Below are 15,740 nucleotides of genomic sequence, written 5' to 3'. Positions count from 1 at the left end.
TCCCCCTGCTCCAATACCGGTATTGACTTTTCGGGTGAGGAGGAAATCCTTCATAAAAAACCAGGGATACAAGGTATGACGGAAAGAAAAGTCCACGTGGTGGTTGTCACCGGACTCTCAGGGTCCGGCAAGAGCACGGCAATCAAGGCCTTCGAAGATCTGGATTATTTTTGCATCGACAACCTGCCTGTCCCGCTTCTTCCCGATTTTCTTTCCCTTTGTGAGAAAGATATGCCCGACATCAGCAAGATTGCCCTGGGCATTGACATTCGGGAACGGAAATTCCTTAAAGATTATGAAACCATCTTCAAACGCCTGGAAGACTTGGGCTATTCTTTTGAGATGATCTTTCTTGAGGCGGCGACGGACATTCTGCAGCGTCGGTACAGCCAGACGCGCCGGGTCCATCCCGCAGGATCTTCCGATTCTCTGCTCCTCGATGCCATTCATTCCGAACGGGAACAACTGAAGGCTCTGCGCAGTCGGGCGACACGCATCCTGGACACGGGAAATCTCTCGGTACATCAACTCAAGGCGATGATCACGAGATCTTTTTCCATGATCAGGGAAAAAGAGATGTTGGCAGTGCAAGTGCTTTCTTTCGGATTCAAATACGGGCTGCCGTTCGAAGCGGACCTGGTCATGGATGTCCGTTTTCTGCCAAACCCTCATTTCGTCGAAAATCTGAGAAAACTGGACGGATCCACTTCCGAGATCCGTTCCTGGGTCCTTCAATGGCCTGCGGCTCAGGATTTCATCGACGATTTCAGCCGTCTTGTGCTGAAGCTCCTACCTTCCTATGTGTCGGAGGGAAAGCGTTACCTGACCATCGCCATCGGCTGTACGGGAGGAAAACATCGTTCCGTGGTTATTGCCGATCAAGTTGCAGATAAGCTGGAAAAAAATGACTATTTTGTAAACGTTTTTCACCGGGACATCCATTTGGAATGAGAGGGGCTGATGTCAAAGGATAACGACCGGGCAGTCATTGGAATCGTGGCGATCTCTCACTGCCGGCTGGCTGAAGAAATGCTGAAGGTTGCGGAACTGATCGTGGGACGTCTCGAAGCGTGTAAGGCATTTTGCTTTAAAGCCGATCAGCCCGTTGAGGAAATGGTGAAGCAATTGGGGGAAGCCATCAAAGAACTGGACCAGGGGAAAGGTGTATTGATCCTCACAGATCTTTTTGGCGGCACACCGGCAAATATCAGCCTTTCTTTTCTTGGCCCCAAAGTGGAAGTCGTTTGCGGCATGAATTTGCCCATGCTCATCAAGCTGGCATCCTGCCGCAAAGATCATACCCTCAATGAAGCCGCGAAGCTGGCCAAGGAGTATGGGCAACGCCACATATCGCTTGCCAGCGAAGTTTTGGCACGCACAGTGAAAGCGGAGTGACACAAAGAGCGGGAGAAAAATTCCATAAGAATTCCAAAATCTTCTCCGCATCCTCCGTGTCTCCGTGGTGAATAACGGGACATTGGAATCCGCCAACTTCCTAAGAATTTTTTATGCAAGGTAAGGAAACGAATAAAAATCCGGGCATGGAGCACCCACTGGAAATTCGGCTCACTCGACTGCATGAAGAAGAGCTGCCGCAGATCCTGGCTATCGAGCGGGAGAGTCATCTTGAACCATGGTCCGGAGAGTCCTTTTTGGAAGAACTGGGTCACTCTTTTTCTCAGATCCTTGTGGCGCAGGTTCGTGAGCCCGATGATGGACGGAAAGCCCGGCAGGCCCGCGAAGGATCGGTCCAGGCGCCACGCGGCAATCTTTCATTCCGCATGGCCGGCTATATTTGCTTCTGGTGCGTGGCCGATGAAATACAAATTCTCAATGTCACCGTCGACAAAAAATGGCGCAGGCGAGGAATCGCGCGAAGGCTTCTCCATCATGTCTTAGAACTGGCCAGGGAAAGCAGTGCCCAGAGCATTGTCCTGGAATTGAGGAAAAGCAATCTTCCTGCACGAATGCTCTATGAAAACCTGGGATTCCAGGTGGTTGGAGAACGCCCCGACTACTATGGAGTCATAAGAGAACCGGCGATCCTGATGGAAATGCGCATAGGGGGAAAGGGACCCTTTTAAAACGGTCCCTTCATGAGTTAAGATATTGAAGTACTTTGAAGTATTGCTTTTTTCCAGGATGAAGTCAGCCCTATCATTCACATTCAAAAAGAGAGGGTCCAGAGTTTTCCCGGTTCGACTCAAATGCATTGCATTTTCTGACCCATGGCCTGCGGTCGCCCATCCGAAGCAAAGTGACTTCTCACCATCTTCATTTCATCCCGAAAGAGCGCTCTTTCAAGAGGATAAGTAAAATGAACAACTTACTGGAATTAGATAGAATCCAATCCGACGCCCTGACTAAGAACCTGGACTTGACCAATGTCAAGGTTGAGGTACCTCCTCATTTCGAGATCCTCGTCGAGGCAGTCAAAGGTTATGCTGGAAAGGAGCAGCAGGCGAGAGAACTCCTCTTGGAGTATCACCACCTCTATCGCAACTGGCAGTTTGTTATTCAAGAGACCTGGCGATACGCCACTTCCAACCTGCGCCTCTACCGCAACCATCCCCTCAATGGCATGGTGGTCTACCTTTTGTCTCATATTCTCCTGGGAGCCCTCAGACAATCCGAACGTTCGGAAATCCGCAATCTCGCTGCAGATCATCTTCTGGCTTTTTGGCTCAAGATTTCAGAAGAGATGTCCGAAGAGATTTCACGGCCGGTCCCGGCTGGAGTATCCCTCGAAATCATGGATCAGGCGGTACCCGATATCACCGCCTGCCATCAGGGAATCCCGAGATTCTTCCTCAGGGAGCTCTCCCAACTGGACGAACGCCCTTTCGAACATCTCATGCGGAGCTACTATCAACCCAAAAAACTCGCAAAACGACTGCTCAAGATATGGACGGAAACCGCGTCATTTTTGGAACTTCGTGCCCTGATGCAACGTTTAACGGAAGAAACCTATCACTTCTGGCTCCTTAGGGAAGACCCCTGTGAATGGCTCAACCAGCAGGGACAATCCTCCTGTGCTGCGGCCCCCTGGGTTAACCTCTGCTCCTTCGTCAGTCATCATCAGTTCCAGGTACGGCTGCAGATGCTCAAAACGGAGATCGAACGGGAAAAAGATCATCGGGAAGCGGTGGCGAAGCTCACGGAACTGCCGGATTTTCATGAAATTGTGCGCCACTATTTCAAACTTCCTGAAGAACTGAAGCGCTATGAAACCGCAGACGACGGAACGCACCTCAGCATGCTCATGCGCCTCAAGATAATGGAAACCAGGGGACTGGAAGGTATCCATGAAGAAACACTCAGGGAAATCAACTTCGATATCGCCAGAATCATCCGGCAGGAGCCTGCGGAAGGCCTGCAAAACTTTCTGAACCGCATTTTCGATGTTCTGGAAGTCTGCATGAAAAATTATCCCGAAGCGGCTCTTCAGATAGTGCGCACCATTGGGGTTGAAGTGATCCATACGGGGATTCCCTCTTTGATCGACCCTTTTCTGAAGCGGATCATTTGTATGGGTTTCCAGACACCCAAATTGGGGGGAATCAGCGAGCATTGGCAAAGAGACGTCAATCCGGCGCATCTTCCCAACATCCGCATCTGGCTGGAAATCATTAAGAAGAACCCAGCCAGGACGAAGATGCTCCTCTCCGCCCTCATCGTAAATCTCTCCCTGGGAGGGATTTATATCCGGGACACAGACCTGTTTCAAAAAGATGTGAGCCAGCTGCTCCACGCCCCCATTCGCACGGCCTACAATCTCATCAAACAGCTGGCCAAGCTTTTCCCTGTCTATTTCAACCAGATCGGAGCAGAAGGTCAGCTCAGGGCCGTATCCACGGATGTGGATGAATTGACGGGAAGAAGTGACCGGCTCATTCACTTCCTCCGCAAGCAGAGCCATGTGGAAAGCAACAATGTGGTGGTTTCCTTCATCGAAGCCATCATCAATTTCTGGAGAACCCTGGACAAGAGTAAACTCAAGGAACTTGTCCCGGCAGAAATCTATTCGGAAATCGTCACGTCAGGGCCTTTGGTCGATGAAGTCCACCGTATTTTCACTCTCATTTTCGAATCCAAGACCATTCATCACGTCAAGGATCTTCTGGATTTGTCCGAAGAAGATGCGCTGTCGCTCATTCAACAGGTCCCGGATCTTTCCGACAGGGAGCGTAAACGGGCCTTTTTAATCATCCAGCTTTATCAGTTGCTGCATGAAAAATATGCTCTGAGTTTCAAGGACATTCACATCCATCTCCAGAGGGCTGCCAACCTGGGATTGCCGGATCCAACCCATCTTTTGGAAGCTCTGGAATACCCCGATCCGGGCATGAAACTTGAAGCCATATTGGACTACCTGATGGAGCTCAAGGAGGTCATTCATACCCCCAGCGAACTTCACATTCAGGAAAACATCTATTACAAACGACACATTGCGGTAGATATTCCCTCCATGTACGGCACCTACAACGAACACAAGTTTGACGCCCTCGGACTGACTTTCCGCCTGGAAAACCTGGCCAATGTGCTTTTTGAGGAAATCATCTTTTCCTTCAATCTGAGCTTCATCACGAGAGCCACATTTTTCCGCATTGCCAAGTTCCTGCCTCTTTTCATCAAGGCCCTGGCAATCGACGGCATCACCTCCAACCGCCTGGAACTGCAGACGGAATTATTCCTCAAATCCCTGGAAGTCCGCCGGTTTTCCCACTCTCAATTCATGGATATTTTTCGAGGTTTTTCGGAAGCCATCAAGCAGATCATCCAGACCAACTACCACTCGGTCCATGAAGCGAACCTGGATCTCGTCATCAAGCAGTTGGGGCCGGAAAACCTCCTGCCCCGCTACCAGCGGGAAGGCCATGCGGAATCGCAAGCGGAGCGCAACCAGAGGGTATCGGAGAGTTTCCTGCGAGATCTCATCGCACGCACCTTCGGATTGCAATACTTCGACCACTTCATCGGGAGCATCCTGACGACCCTGGCCACCCAGCGGGAAGTACTCAGTACCGATAAACTCGATCTTCTCCTCAGCTATGATCCGGAAAAGACCATTTCCCTCGTCTACAAGCCCAACCCCAAGACCTATGATCTCATACACATGGGGAACAAAGGATACAACCTGGCCAAACTTTACTCCATCGGCATCAAGGTGCCGCCGGCATTTGTCATCACAACGGAATACTTTCGCTGCCGCAGCGTTATCACCGATTTCGCCCAGGCCAGGGAGGACTTCGAGGAACGGGTGATGAATCATATCACCAAGCTCGAAGAAGAGACGGGCCGGGGATTCGGCTGCCCTGGAAATGCCCTTCTCCTGTCGGTGCGCAGTGGGGCTGCCGTATCCATGCCGGGAATGATGAACACCTTTCTGAACGTCGGCATCAACGAACAGGTGGTCGAAGGGCTTATTCGGCAGACGGGCCAATCCTGGTTTGCCTGGGACAATTACCGGCGATTCATCCAGTCATGGGGGATGTCCTTCGGAATGCAGCGCGATGAATTCGATGCCATCATGGCATATTACAAGAAGGTTCACGGCCGCCTCGTAAAGAGAGAATTCAAGCCCGAAGAAATCCGCGAACTGGCTCTCGCCTACAGGAAAAAGCTGGAAGAGCACCATATTGATTTTTCGGACTCGCCCAAGGAACAACTTTTCACCGCCATCGGCCAGGTGATGGAATCCTGGTATTCCGAGAAGGCCAAAACCTACAGAGAAATCATGATGCTTTCGGAAAATTGGGGAACCGCCGTGGCTATCCAGGCCATGGTCTTCGGAAATCTGGACAATCGCTCGGGGGCGGGAGTGATGTTTACGCACAACCCAAAGACTTCGGAAGATGAAATCGATCCCGTCGGAGACTTCACTCTGGGCAACCAGGGCGAAGACGTGGTGGGAGGATTGGTGAAGACGCTTCCTCTTTCGGAAAAGCAGCGCCTGGCTGAAGGCGAGAGAGAAGAGTATTCACTGGAAAAGCTTTTTCCCCGCGTCTATCAGCGCCTCTTCGACATAGCGAGGGAACTCGTCTCCAGGCGGAGCTGGGCTCCCCAGGAAATTGAATTCACCTTCCAGGGAGATGGAGAAGAAGGTGTGTATATCCTTCAATCCAGAAACATGGCTCCACGGGTACGCCGCCTTTACCCCGTATTCAAGCCTTCCGCGGAACTTCAGCAAATGCATATCGGAAGCGGGATAGGCGTCAGCGGTGGGGCTCTGTCCGGTCTCGTGGCCTTCGACCTGGACTCCATTGTTCGTCTCCGAAAGGAACATTTGAATCAACCCATCATCCTCATTCGAGCGGACACCGTACCGGATGACATCGGTGAAATCTCTATATCCGACGGTATTCTGACAGGCAAGGGAGGAGCCACTTCTCATGCCGCCATTGTCGCCCACCGGCTGGGCAAGACGTGCGTCGTCGGTCTGAGTAAAATGAAGGTTTGGGAAAAGGAGAAGAAATGCATCATCACTTCCCCGTCTCAAACCGAACATATTATTCACACGGGGGATTCCATCGCCATTGACGGTCGAAGCGGGGCCGTTTATATGGGCTATCATGAGACAATCCAGGTAGATGTGCTCAACTGAGTTTTTACCCCCCTTGAGAGGATTGTGAAGGTTGTTTGTTCCCCGCTGAACCTATTGCGTTTTTCGGAAAGACAAAAGGCGGGAAAGGCCTTGAATTCACATGCAACAATGAATACTCTTGCGAGCATCTGCCCAAGAATCCAGACTCTTTGAACGGGTCTCCATTGATCTTTATCTGATTATTGCATCTTAGCCTGTGTCCATGAATGGAAACGATCTTACAGGGAGGAAATATGAGCGAACAGGAAAAAATGGTGCCGATGAAACTGGGTATTAACGGTCTGGGAAGAATCGCCAAGCTTTCCATATGGCACCACGTCGAACGGCAGTATTTCTCTGAACTCGTTGTCAATATCGGCCGGGACGTCGGCACCAGCCTTCAGGACATCGCCCATTTTGTCGAGAGGGACTCCACCTATGGCGCACTCCATACTTACCTTTACGGATGCCGGGCCAATAGGGTCATCGAGGAGATCAATGATGCAGAAGGAAGCATGCGCATCAATGGAGTGAAGACCACTTTCCTTCGCAAAGAACGCAATCCATCCAATATCGGCTGGCGCGAACACCGGGTGGATCTGGTGGTAGACGCCACGGGAGCATTTCTGGATCCCACGGTTCCCGCCGATGATCCCAAAGGTTCTCTTCGAGGCCATCTTGCGGCGGGTGCAAAAAAAGTCATCGCGTCGGCTCCCTTCAAGATCAAGGACAAGAGCAAGGAAATGCCGGCAGATGCCGTAACGACCGTGATGGGAATCAACGACGCCGATTACGATCCCACCCGGCATTTGCTCATCTCCAACGCATCCTGCACGACCACCTGTCTTTCTTACATGGTCAAACCCCTGCTGGATTACTTCGGGGCGGACCGGATTCTCTCCGCATCCATGACCACGGTGCACGCAGCCACCAGCTCTCAGCAGGTACTGGACCGGTCTCCTAAGACCAAGGCGACGGACTTGAGAAAAAACCGTTCGGTGATGAACAACATCATCCTCACGAGCACCGGTGCCGCAAAGGCGCTCGGGCTGGTCATCCCCGAGATGAAGCGCATTGGTTTCATTGCGGAGTCCGTGCGTGTTCCCGTCACCACGGGGTCGCTCATTATCCTGGTCATGATGATTCAGGACGAGAGTCTGAGAAATCCCATCAACAGGGAAAAGATCAACGGCATTTACCAGCAGGCTGCCAAGCATTTCCCGGAGGGGTATCTGGTTTATTCGGAAGAACAGAATGTTTCTTCGGATATCATTGGAATCCCCAGGGCCGCCGCGGTCATAGAAGGTCATGAGAACCACACCCGCACTTCGGCTGTGCGCATCAATATGGAGAGCGTTTTGAGCGCGTGTGATTATGTAAAATCCCTGGGTGAAGGTGGAGCATCCAAGTCGTTTGACATCACCCAGATCCCCCAGGGAACCGAAAAGGCTCAAAAAAATAACATCCTGGAAATCCCCGTCACGCAGGCCGTGATCTATGGGTGGTACGACAACGAACTAGGCAGCTATACCAATATGCTTGGGGACCGGACGGTCAGCATTGCCAAAATGTTGTAATCCGGGTGAGAGTGCTTAGAATCTACCCAGAAACTTCCTGTGGACTTTGGCCCCCCTTAGTCCCCCTTCGAGGGGGAATTAAGGGAGGGTCCGCTGCCGAGGAAGGTTTTCGGATAGGCTTTTAGTAGAAGCGGGATGTGCCGAATTACCGGTATCGAAAACGGGTTGAAATTTGTCACGCTGAAACTGCGCCAACTCACGAATACAAAGAAAGGATAGAATATGTCTATTCGAGTCGCAATCAACGGTTTCGGGCGTATCGGACGCACCATTTTCAAAGCCCTGCTCGACAGAAATGCGCCCCTGGAAGTAGTCGCTCTCAACGACATGGCCGCTCCCCCGGAACTGGCCTACCTTCTTAAATACGATTCCGTCCACGGGGTGTGGCCACGTGAAGTTTCCGCCACCGAAAATGAACTGGTCGTCGACGGGAAGGTATATAAATGCCTCAAAGTTTCAGATCCGGCCGAGTCGCCATGGCACGAACTCAAAGTAGATGTCGTTCTGGAAAGCACGGGCCGCTTCGCCGACCGCGACAATTGCCAGAAGCACATCAACGCGGGCGCCCGCAAAGTTGTCCTTTCAGCACCGGGTAAGGGCATGGACGCCACTTTTGTGATCGGAGTCAACGAAGATACTTATGACCCCAGAAAACACCACATCATCTCCAATGCGTCCTGCACGACCAACTGCCTGGCACCCATCGTGGCGCTCCTGCACGACCACTTCGTGGTGGAACACGGCCTCATGACCACGATTCACTCTTACACCATGGATCAGCGGCTCCTGGACGCTCTTCACAAAGACAGGCGCCGTTCCAGGGCGGCGGCACTCTCCATGATTCCCACCACCACGGGTGCGGCAAGGGCTGTCGCCGAGGTCATTCCTGAATTGAAGGGCAAGCTGGACGGGGTTGCCATTCGCGTCCCTACACCCAACGTTTCGCTGGTGGATCTCGTGGCGCGAGTCGGAAGGGATGTCACCATCGAAGAAGTGAACAAGGTCCTCGAGGAAGCAGCCAACGGACCTCTCAAAGGGATATTGAACTTTGTAACGGAAGAACTGGTTTCGTCGGACTTCAACCACACGTCCTTTTCGTCCAGCGTGGATGCGAAACTCACCAATGTCATCGGTGGCCGCATGGTCAAAGTATTCAGCTGGTACGACAATGAATACGGCTATTCCAGCCGCCTGGCCGACTTGGCGGTGATGGTGGGCAAGAGCATCGACTGATTGGAACCGGGCTTCACAGCTCTACTCTCCATTTGAAGGCTCCACGTACAGAAACGGAAAGGACAGGTATACATGAAGACCCTGGATACGCTCGATCTTGCAGAAAAGCGCGTTTTCATGCGGGTGGATTTCAATGTTCCTCTCGACAAGCAGCGCCGGGTGACGGATGACCTGCGCATTCAGGCTGTTTTGCCGAGCATCAGGAAGGTGGTGGACGCGGGTGGTAGGCTCATACTGGCATCCCACCTGGGAAGACCCAAGGGAAAAGTGGCTGAGGATTTTTCTTTGAAGCCGGTAGGCGAATATCTTTCCAGAATTTTAGGAAAGCCGGTTCAAATGGCCCCCGATTGTATCGGGGCAGCTGTTGAGGCTCTGGTTTCCAAACTGCAGGGGGGAGAAATCCTTTTGCTCGAAAACCTTCGGTTTCACGCAGAAGAAGAGAAGAACGACGATGCCTTTTCCCGGCAGTTGGCCGCTCTGGCCGACGTCTACGTCAACGATGCATTCGCCGTTTCGCACCGCGCCCATGCATCGGTTCACGGCATCACCCGCCACGTGCCCCTTTGTGCTGCAGGATATCAACTCGAGAACGAAATCAAATACTTCCATCAGGCCATGGAAGCGCCCCAACGCCCGCTGACCATGATCATTGGCGGAGCCAAGGTTTCATCCAAGATCGGAGTTCTGGAAAATCTCCTCTCCAAAGCCGATCATCTCATCATAGGTGGCGCCATGGCCAATACCTTCCTCAAGGTACAAGGGAAAAATGTGGGAAAATCCCTTGTGGAAGACGATCACATGGAAACGGCAACAAACCTTCTGGAGCGTGCAAAACAGAAAGGAGTAAAAGTCTATCTCCCGGTGGACGCCGTCGTAGCTCCGAAGCTGGAAAGTGGGACGGCGATAAAAGAGGTGGACATCGACAACGTTCCTTCCAGTGATCTCATTTTGGATGTAGGCCCCAAAACCATCGAAATTTTTAAATCGGTCCTCAAAAACAGCAAAACCATCGTTTGGAACGGGCCGCTGGGCGCTTTTGAAACTCCCCCCTTCCATAAGGGAACTTTTTCAGTTGCCGAATTCCTGGGTAGTCTTGACGCCCTCACCGTCATTGGAGGTGGAGATTCGGCCGCAGCCGTTCGGCAGGCCGGAGCGGCCGACAAGGTAAGTTACGTTTCAACGGGAGGAGGCGCCTTTCTGGAACTTCTGGAAGGAAAGACCCTTCCAGGGATCGCAGCCCTGGAGGAATGCAGCCAACGTTCTTAGGGGGTGAGCCGCTCTTGAAGTCCCCATTTACCGCAGAGACACAGAGATCACAGAAGAATTCCATAAGAGTGCCAAAATATTCTCCGTGCCCTCCGTGTCTCCATGGTGAATAATGGGATATTGGAATCCGCCAACTCCCTTAGAAGCTATCCGAAACCCTCTTTCCCAATCCGAGAAGAGCGGTTTTCCATATAGGCGTTTAAAGATATCCACGTGCAGCATTTGCAGCCTATCCGCCCGGCAATGTTGCACCTTCAACCACCAAAGACACGACACCGCTTTTAAACAGCCTTGGAAGCTGCCGAAACCCTTCCCTTCGAGGGAGGCGATGGCGGTACAACCTTTTTCCCTTCCCATTTTAGGCTGTGGGCAAGAGGCGAACGGCCTGAAAGCGATGTCTGAAGAGGGGGCTATGGACAAGAGAATATCACTGATTGCAGCCAACTGGAAAATGCACAAAACCATTGGAGAAACGGTCTCCTTTATCGAGACTCTTCAAAAAGAAGTCGGTCCGTGCACGGATCGGGAGGTCATGATCGCACCGCCATATACAGCGCTCGATGCGGCGCGCAAAGCAATGACCATGGAGGGTTACAAGCTGGCTGCACAAAACTTCCATTGGGAAGAAAAAGGGGCTTATACCGGAGAAATATCTGGCCCCATGCTCAAGGACCTCGGCTGCGACTGTGTCATTCTGGGACATTCGGAGAGGCGTCACCTGTTTGGCGAAACCGATGAAATGATACAGAAAAAACTGGCTGCAGCGTTCAAATTTGGGCTTCTACCCATCCTCTGCGTCGGTGAGGTTCTCGAAGAACGTGAAGCGGGCAGGACCCTGGAAGTCATAGGCACACAGCTGGAGAGAGCGGTTCAAGGCCTGAGCAGGGAAGAATCCGGGAAGATTGTCATCGCGTATGAACCCGTCTGGGCCATCGGTACCGGAAAAACGGCAACCCCGGGGCAGGCCCAGGAAGTGCATCTTGCCATCAGGCAGCATATTGCCGCCTTATTCGACAAAGAGGTTGCAAACAGGCTCAGAATATTATATGGAGGATCGGTTAAACCGGACAATGTCGATGCGCTCATGGCGCAACCGGATATAGATGGACTGCTGGTAGGCGGTGCAAGCCTGGAAGTGAGTTCTTTCAAACGCATCGTCCAATATCAATTCGTGGAGAAATGAGTCAACTGATGTACACAGCAATCATTATTGTTCACACCCTGGCCTGTATCGCTCTTATATTGATCGTCCTACTTCAGACCGGCAAAGGTGCCGACATGGGAGCCGCTTTCGGCGGAGCCTCACAGACACTTTTCGGTGGAAGCGGCGGAACGACTTTCCTGAGCAAGCTGACGACTGGAGCCGCCATTGTCTTCATGCTGACCTGCATCAGCCTGACAAAACTCTCCTCGGGGCCTCCACAGAAATCCATCATGGATAGCCTTCCTGCACAACAGAGCCAGGGACCAGTGGTTCCCGAAGCAAAACCCGTTGCTCCTGCTCCGTCTGCATCTTCCGAGCCCGCCCCCAAGGCCCAGGAGAGCGAGGCAACTTCGCAGCCCCCCGCTCAACAGCCTGCTGCTCCCTCCACAGAAACGGCTCCATCAGCGCAGCCCCAGGAAAAGCAGTAGAAAAAAAGTTAAGTTTGGGCTTGCCAAAAGACGCGATTTGAGTATAATCCATCCTGCTTGCCGAAGTGGTGGAACTTGGTAGACACGCCATCTTGAGGGGGTGGTGGGGAAACTCGTGCCGGTTCGAGTCCGGCCTTCGGCACCATACGTATGAAATGAGGCGTAATCTTAACGGGTTACGCTTTTTCTATTTTGGCTGGTTGCGGCTGGGTTGCGGATGGTTGCGTTTCGTCCAATCGGTTTACGGCATCCCGGTTGCTGCTCGGGATCAGGTGCCCGTAAATGTCCACGGTCATCTGAATGGAAGAATGACCGAGCTGTTCCTTCACGTAAACCGGGCTTTGACCGTCAGTCAGAAGCAGGGAAGCGAACGTGTGCCGGGTTTCGTGTAACCGGATATCCCGGAGTCCTGCCTTGCGAAGAATACCTTTAAAAACGTTCCTGACAGTGTTCTGTGAAAGGATTTCATCCTCCCTGGATAGAAAGATGAATCCATCAGCGACGCCGTGCCCTTTCTTCAACGCTTCCCGCTTCCGTTGCGTTTGAAGCCCTTTCAAGACGTTCATCAACTGGTCCGACATATCCACCCGCCGGTTCTTTCCCGTCTTCGTGGGGGTTATCTTGCCACGCTTGGCACTCCTGCTCACACGGATAAATTTCCCGTTCCAATCGACATCCCCCCACTTGAGGCCCAAGAGCTCCCCGAGTCTCATCCCCGTTCGGAAAGCAGTCAAGAAAAGCGGATAGTATTCCGGCCGGTTCTGCTTGCATGTCTCAAGGAAAAGACCGACTTCCTCTTTTGTGAGGGGTTCAACTTCCTCCTGCTTGTCCCTGGAAAGGTTGAGTCGTTTCACCACCCCGAGAACCGGATTCACTTCAATGATCTCATCGTCAATGGCATGGTTGAAAACGCCGCTCATGACGTCACGGACAAGGCACACGCTCGCCTTTGAAAGCCCCTTTGCCCGAACGGAAAGAAGAAGCTCCCTGACATCCTTCCGCGCAATCTCGTTTATGGGAGTGCTCCCCAGTGTTGGCAATACGTGCCGCTTAAGCATGTCGGAATAACGCTCAAATGTCGTTTCCCGTCTCAAGGGCTTAATGTATCCATGCAACCAAAGATCAGCGGCTTCTTTGAACGTGGGGGCTTTCTTCTCGGGGTCTTTCAGTCCCATATCCCCCAACGTCAACTTGGCCTCGATCTTCTTCGCCGCTTCCAGTGCAAGCTTTTTGTCCGTGCCGACCTTCTTCGCCTTCCGTTGTCCGTTGTGGTCGATGAACAGCCACCAAACGCCGCTTCCTGCCGATTTCTCCCGCACCTTAACGCCCATGTGCCGCCCCCCTCTTTTCAACGTGATCGGCCATAAGCCGCAAGATCAACTCCCGCATGGTGATTTGTTGCCGCACCGCCGCAAGTTTCAATTCCTGATGGAGTGCCGGCGGGATGTCCCGAAGCAGGAAATTCTTTTTCATGGCGTGCCCTCCTGATAATCAACGTTATCTTTGCTTGCCCAAAAAAAGCCCCCGGTTTCCCGAAGGGCTTATGATCGCTTTCCTATGAAGCCGCTGTTTCATTAAATTCTTGGTTCGTCATGTCGTTCTCTCCTTTGTGGGTAGCAGGTTGTTAATATGTTCTAGTTTTATAGAACATAGCCTGGTCACATTGACACGTCAAGGGAAATGTTCTAAAAAAATAGAAATTTGATTTCGAAAGGGGAGCATTTGAAAAGCAAACTCAAGAGCGTCATGAAAGAAAAAAAGGTCACGGTCCGCGAGCTTCAAAAAATGTCCGGTGTCTCACTTCAAACCATCACAAAGGCCTGTGATGAACGGATAAACACATGCTCCGTTCGGTCAATATACAGCATTGCGAAAGCCCTTGAGGTTTCCATTGTGGATCTCATTGAAGAAGAACCTTGACGGTGAAAAAACGGCCTCGAATTTTGCCCCTAGAATCCACTTTCTCGGGTCGGTCCATATCTAAACACGTCCAGAAAATCACCCGGTCCCCTCCTGACCGGGATTACTCGTTCTCGTCGTCCTCAGTCTCAAGGAGTCCCCGGATCGCCGTCCCGAGGTCGAGTGTCTTTTCAGTGGATACTTTCAGGAAAACATCCCGGTAGGGCACGGGCTTAAGTGGCGCCCCGGTCCCGCTTGCCATGACGTTATCCATGACCGCGCAAAACGCTTCCAGGCCCGCCCCCGCCGGCAGTCGCGCCGTTGTTCCATCATCCAGTGTGAATTCCTCCATTTCATCGGTCATCTTCCGTTCAAGCCGCTTGAGCCGGTCTTTCAAGTTCATCGGTTCGCCTCCTGCTTTTCCACAAGCTCCTCAAGCTGTTCAAGCCGCCGTTCGAGCTCGCCGTCCTTGATTGCCCCTGACAGGATATTGCACAAGTATCCAAGGCGCCCGGAAATAGCCGGGTCCACTTCGCCCCGTTCAACCCGGTTTATCAGATTTGCCAGGTATCGGCGCACATCATCGAGTGTTTTCAATCGTATAGCCATGGGTGTCCTCATGATTGAGCAATGTTTTCAAATGGATCGTCAAATCTTTGACATCAAAAAGCATATAGAAATGATACAATTTTGTTACAAAAAGCGTCATCTGTTAGGCGTCCGCCTCCCTTCTCGTCACCGCCGCCCCTGCCGGGTGAATATGCGCCACAACCGCCTGATTCAGCCACGTCCAGGGCACACGGGCTTCATGGTCCTTCCCTACGATTCGAACGTTTTTAAGCAGGAAATAGCCGCTTTCCGTGCCGGTTACGTGCCCTTCCACAATGGTCCCTATCCGCGTTTGAAACGTGAGGTCTTGCCCGCACAGCTCAGAGAACGGCTTTCGTTTCGGCTTGGCTTGCTCTTTCGGCGTCTCGGACTTTCTGGCTTCCTTGGTGGGAGGGTCAACGCGCGGGATCGTCTCCGCTGGCTTTTGTTGAAACACTGGTTTTGCATCCCTCGGCTTGGTTTGTGCTGGTTTTCGGATCACATAATTCATATGGCGTCCCTTTCCTGGGAGACGGCAACAAAACCGCCTCCCGATCTGAGTTAGATTTTCATCCCGAAATGGCGCTTAAAGCTATCGGATGTCGCATGGTCTCTTCGCCGCTGGTCGTCCGCCTCCAGCCGCGAGGCTTCCGTGTAGAAGTCCCGCACCTCCTCGGGCAAATCCTCCCACCTGGTCGGCGGGTCGTCCTCTTCCATCATGCAGAAGATATGAGTCAAAAGGGATGTCATGTAAAACTGCCGGTCGTCCGGTCGTATGAAGTTCATCCCGCCGCCGCCGTGGTACGATTCAAGAGCCTCTTCAGCGTCGTAGCCCACAAGCCGCGCGGCGTTCTGAGCCCGTTCCCATGACAGTTTTTCGTACCAAGGTTTTACGGGAAATTCGATTACGCTCATTGTCTATGTTCCCTTCTATGTGCTAAATTCTCGTTGAGCTTTTACAC

At 52.3% G+C, this 15,740-nt stretch carries 16 protein-coding genes and 1 tRNA gene; 11 read left to right on the top strand and 6 right to left on the bottom strand.

The features are described 5' to 3' along the window. Positions 1 to 75: 75 nt before the first annotated feature. The 10 genes from rapZ to QMG16_RS17875 all read left to right on the top strand — a co-directional run bounded on the left by rapZ (position 76) and on the right by QMG16_RS17875 (position 12,436). Positions 76 to 951: an RNase adapter RapZ gene (gene rapZ / locus QMG16_RS17920; RefSeq protein ID WP_281796420.1), complete on the top strand. Its 876-nt coding sequence runs from the start codon at positions 76 to 78 to the stop codon at positions 949 to 951. Between the two features lie 9 nt (positions 952 to 960). Continuing rightward, entirely contained in the window at positions 961 to 1,395 is a 435-nt protein-coding gene (locus QMG16_RS17915; RefSeq protein WP_281796419.1) for a PTS sugar transporter subunit IIA, read from the top strand. 113 nt (positions 1,396 to 1,508) lie between these two features. Then, entirely contained in the window at positions 1,509 to 2,084 is a 576-nt protein-coding gene (gene rimI, locus QMG16_RS17910) for a ribosomal protein S18-alanine N-acetyltransferase (RefSeq protein WP_281796418.1), read from the top strand. 233 nt (positions 2,085 to 2,317) lie between these two features. Further along, a complete protein-coding gene (locus tag QMG16_RS17905; protein ID WP_281796417.1) occupies positions 2,318 to 6,604 on the top strand; it encodes a PEP/pyruvate-binding domain-containing protein in 4,287 nt (1,428 codons plus the stop codon). A gap of 233 nt (positions 6,605 to 6,837) precedes the next feature. Then, complete coding sequence (locus tag QMG16_RS17900) at positions 6,838 to 8,160, top strand: type I glyceraldehyde-3-phosphate dehydrogenase (RefSeq protein ID WP_281796416.1); 1,323 nt, start codon at positions 6,838 to 6,840, stop codon at positions 8,158 to 8,160. Positions 8,161 to 8,382: 222 nt separating this feature from the next. Continuing rightward, positions 8,383 to 9,393, top strand: a complete 1,011-nt coding sequence (gap, locus tag QMG16_RS17895) for a type I glyceraldehyde-3-phosphate dehydrogenase (RefSeq protein WP_281796414.1) — start codon at positions 8,383 to 8,385, stop codon at positions 9,391 to 9,393. Positions 9,394 to 9,465: 72 nt separating this feature from the next. Then, entirely contained in the window at positions 9,466 to 10,659 is a 1,194-nt protein-coding gene (locus QMG16_RS17890) for a phosphoglycerate kinase (protein ID WP_281796413.1), read from the top strand. A 328-nt stretch (positions 10,660 to 10,987) separates the two neighbouring features. Continuing rightward, positions 10,988 to 11,842: a triose-phosphate isomerase gene (gene tpiA / locus QMG16_RS17885; protein ID WP_281796411.1), complete on the top strand. Its 855-nt coding sequence runs from the start codon at positions 10,988 to 10,990 to the stop codon at positions 11,840 to 11,842. An 8-nt stretch (positions 11,843 to 11,850) separates the two neighbouring features. Then, a complete protein-coding gene (secG, locus tag QMG16_RS17880) occupies positions 11,851 to 12,291 on the top strand; it encodes a preprotein translocase subunit SecG (protein ID WP_281796410.1) in 441 nt (146 codons plus the stop codon). A gap of 59 nt (positions 12,292 to 12,350) precedes the next feature. After that, positions 12,351 to 12,436 (top strand) — tRNA-Leu (locus QMG16_RS17875). Between the two features lie 31 nt (positions 12,437 to 12,467). Here the strand turns inward: QMG16_RS17875 and QMG16_RS17870 are convergent. Continuing rightward, a complete protein-coding gene (locus QMG16_RS17870; RefSeq protein WP_281796408.1) occupies positions 12,468 to 13,622 on the bottom strand; it encodes a tyrosine-type recombinase/integrase in 1,155 nt (384 codons plus the stop codon). Further along, positions 13,612 to 13,764: a toxin-antitoxin system HicB family antitoxin gene (locus QMG16_RS17865; protein WP_281796406.1), complete on the bottom strand. Its 153-nt coding sequence runs from the start codon at positions 13,762 to 13,764 to the stop codon at positions 13,612 to 13,614. The genes QMG16_RS17870 and QMG16_RS17865 overlap by 11 nt, the downstream gene beginning before the upstream one ends. Positions 13,765 to 13,992: 228 nt before the next feature. Between QMG16_RS17865 and QMG16_RS17860 the strand changes: the two genes are divergently transcribed. Then, positions 13,993 to 14,211, top strand: coding sequence for a helix-turn-helix domain-containing protein (locus QMG16_RS17860; RefSeq protein WP_309298891.1), 219 nt, complete (start codon positions 13,993 to 13,995; stop codon positions 14,209 to 14,211). Between the two features lie 103 nt (positions 14,212 to 14,314). On the opposite strand, the gene QMG16_RS17855 is transcribed toward QMG16_RS17860, so the two are convergent. From QMG16_RS17855 to QMG16_RS17840, 4 genes are all read right to left on the bottom strand, one after another. Next, positions 14,315 to 14,593, bottom strand: a complete 279-nt coding sequence (locus QMG16_RS17855) for a hypothetical protein (protein WP_281796402.1) — start codon at positions 14,591 to 14,593, stop codon at positions 14,315 to 14,317. Then, positions 14,590 to 14,799 (bottom strand): hypothetical protein, encoded by a 210-nt coding sequence (locus QMG16_RS17850; RefSeq protein ID WP_244085295.1) that lies wholly within the window; start codon positions 14,797 to 14,799, stop codon positions 14,590 to 14,592. Before QMG16_RS17850 ends, QMG16_RS17855 begins: the two co-directional genes overlap by 4 nt. 103 nt (positions 14,800 to 14,902) lie before the next feature. Continuing rightward, a complete protein-coding gene (locus tag QMG16_RS17845; protein ID WP_281796400.1) occupies positions 14,903 to 15,235 on the bottom strand; it encodes a hypothetical protein in 333 nt (110 codons plus the stop codon). 104 nt (positions 15,236 to 15,339) lie between these two features. Next, positions 15,340 to 15,693, bottom strand: a complete 354-nt coding sequence (locus tag QMG16_RS17840) for a hypothetical protein (protein WP_281796399.1) — start codon at positions 15,691 to 15,693, stop codon at positions 15,340 to 15,342. Positions 15,694 to 15,740: the final 47 nt, after the last annotated feature.

The sequence above is a fragment of the Desulforhabdus amnigena genome, from assembly GCF_027925305.1.
In the GTDB taxonomy this organism is placed as follows: Bacteria; Desulfobacterota; Syntrophobacteria; order Syntrophobacterales; family Syntrophobacteraceae; genus Desulforhabdus; species Desulforhabdus amnigena.
The sequence above is the reverse complement of the archived record's forward strand: the minus strand, read 5'-3'. Positions and strand labels throughout refer to the sequence as shown.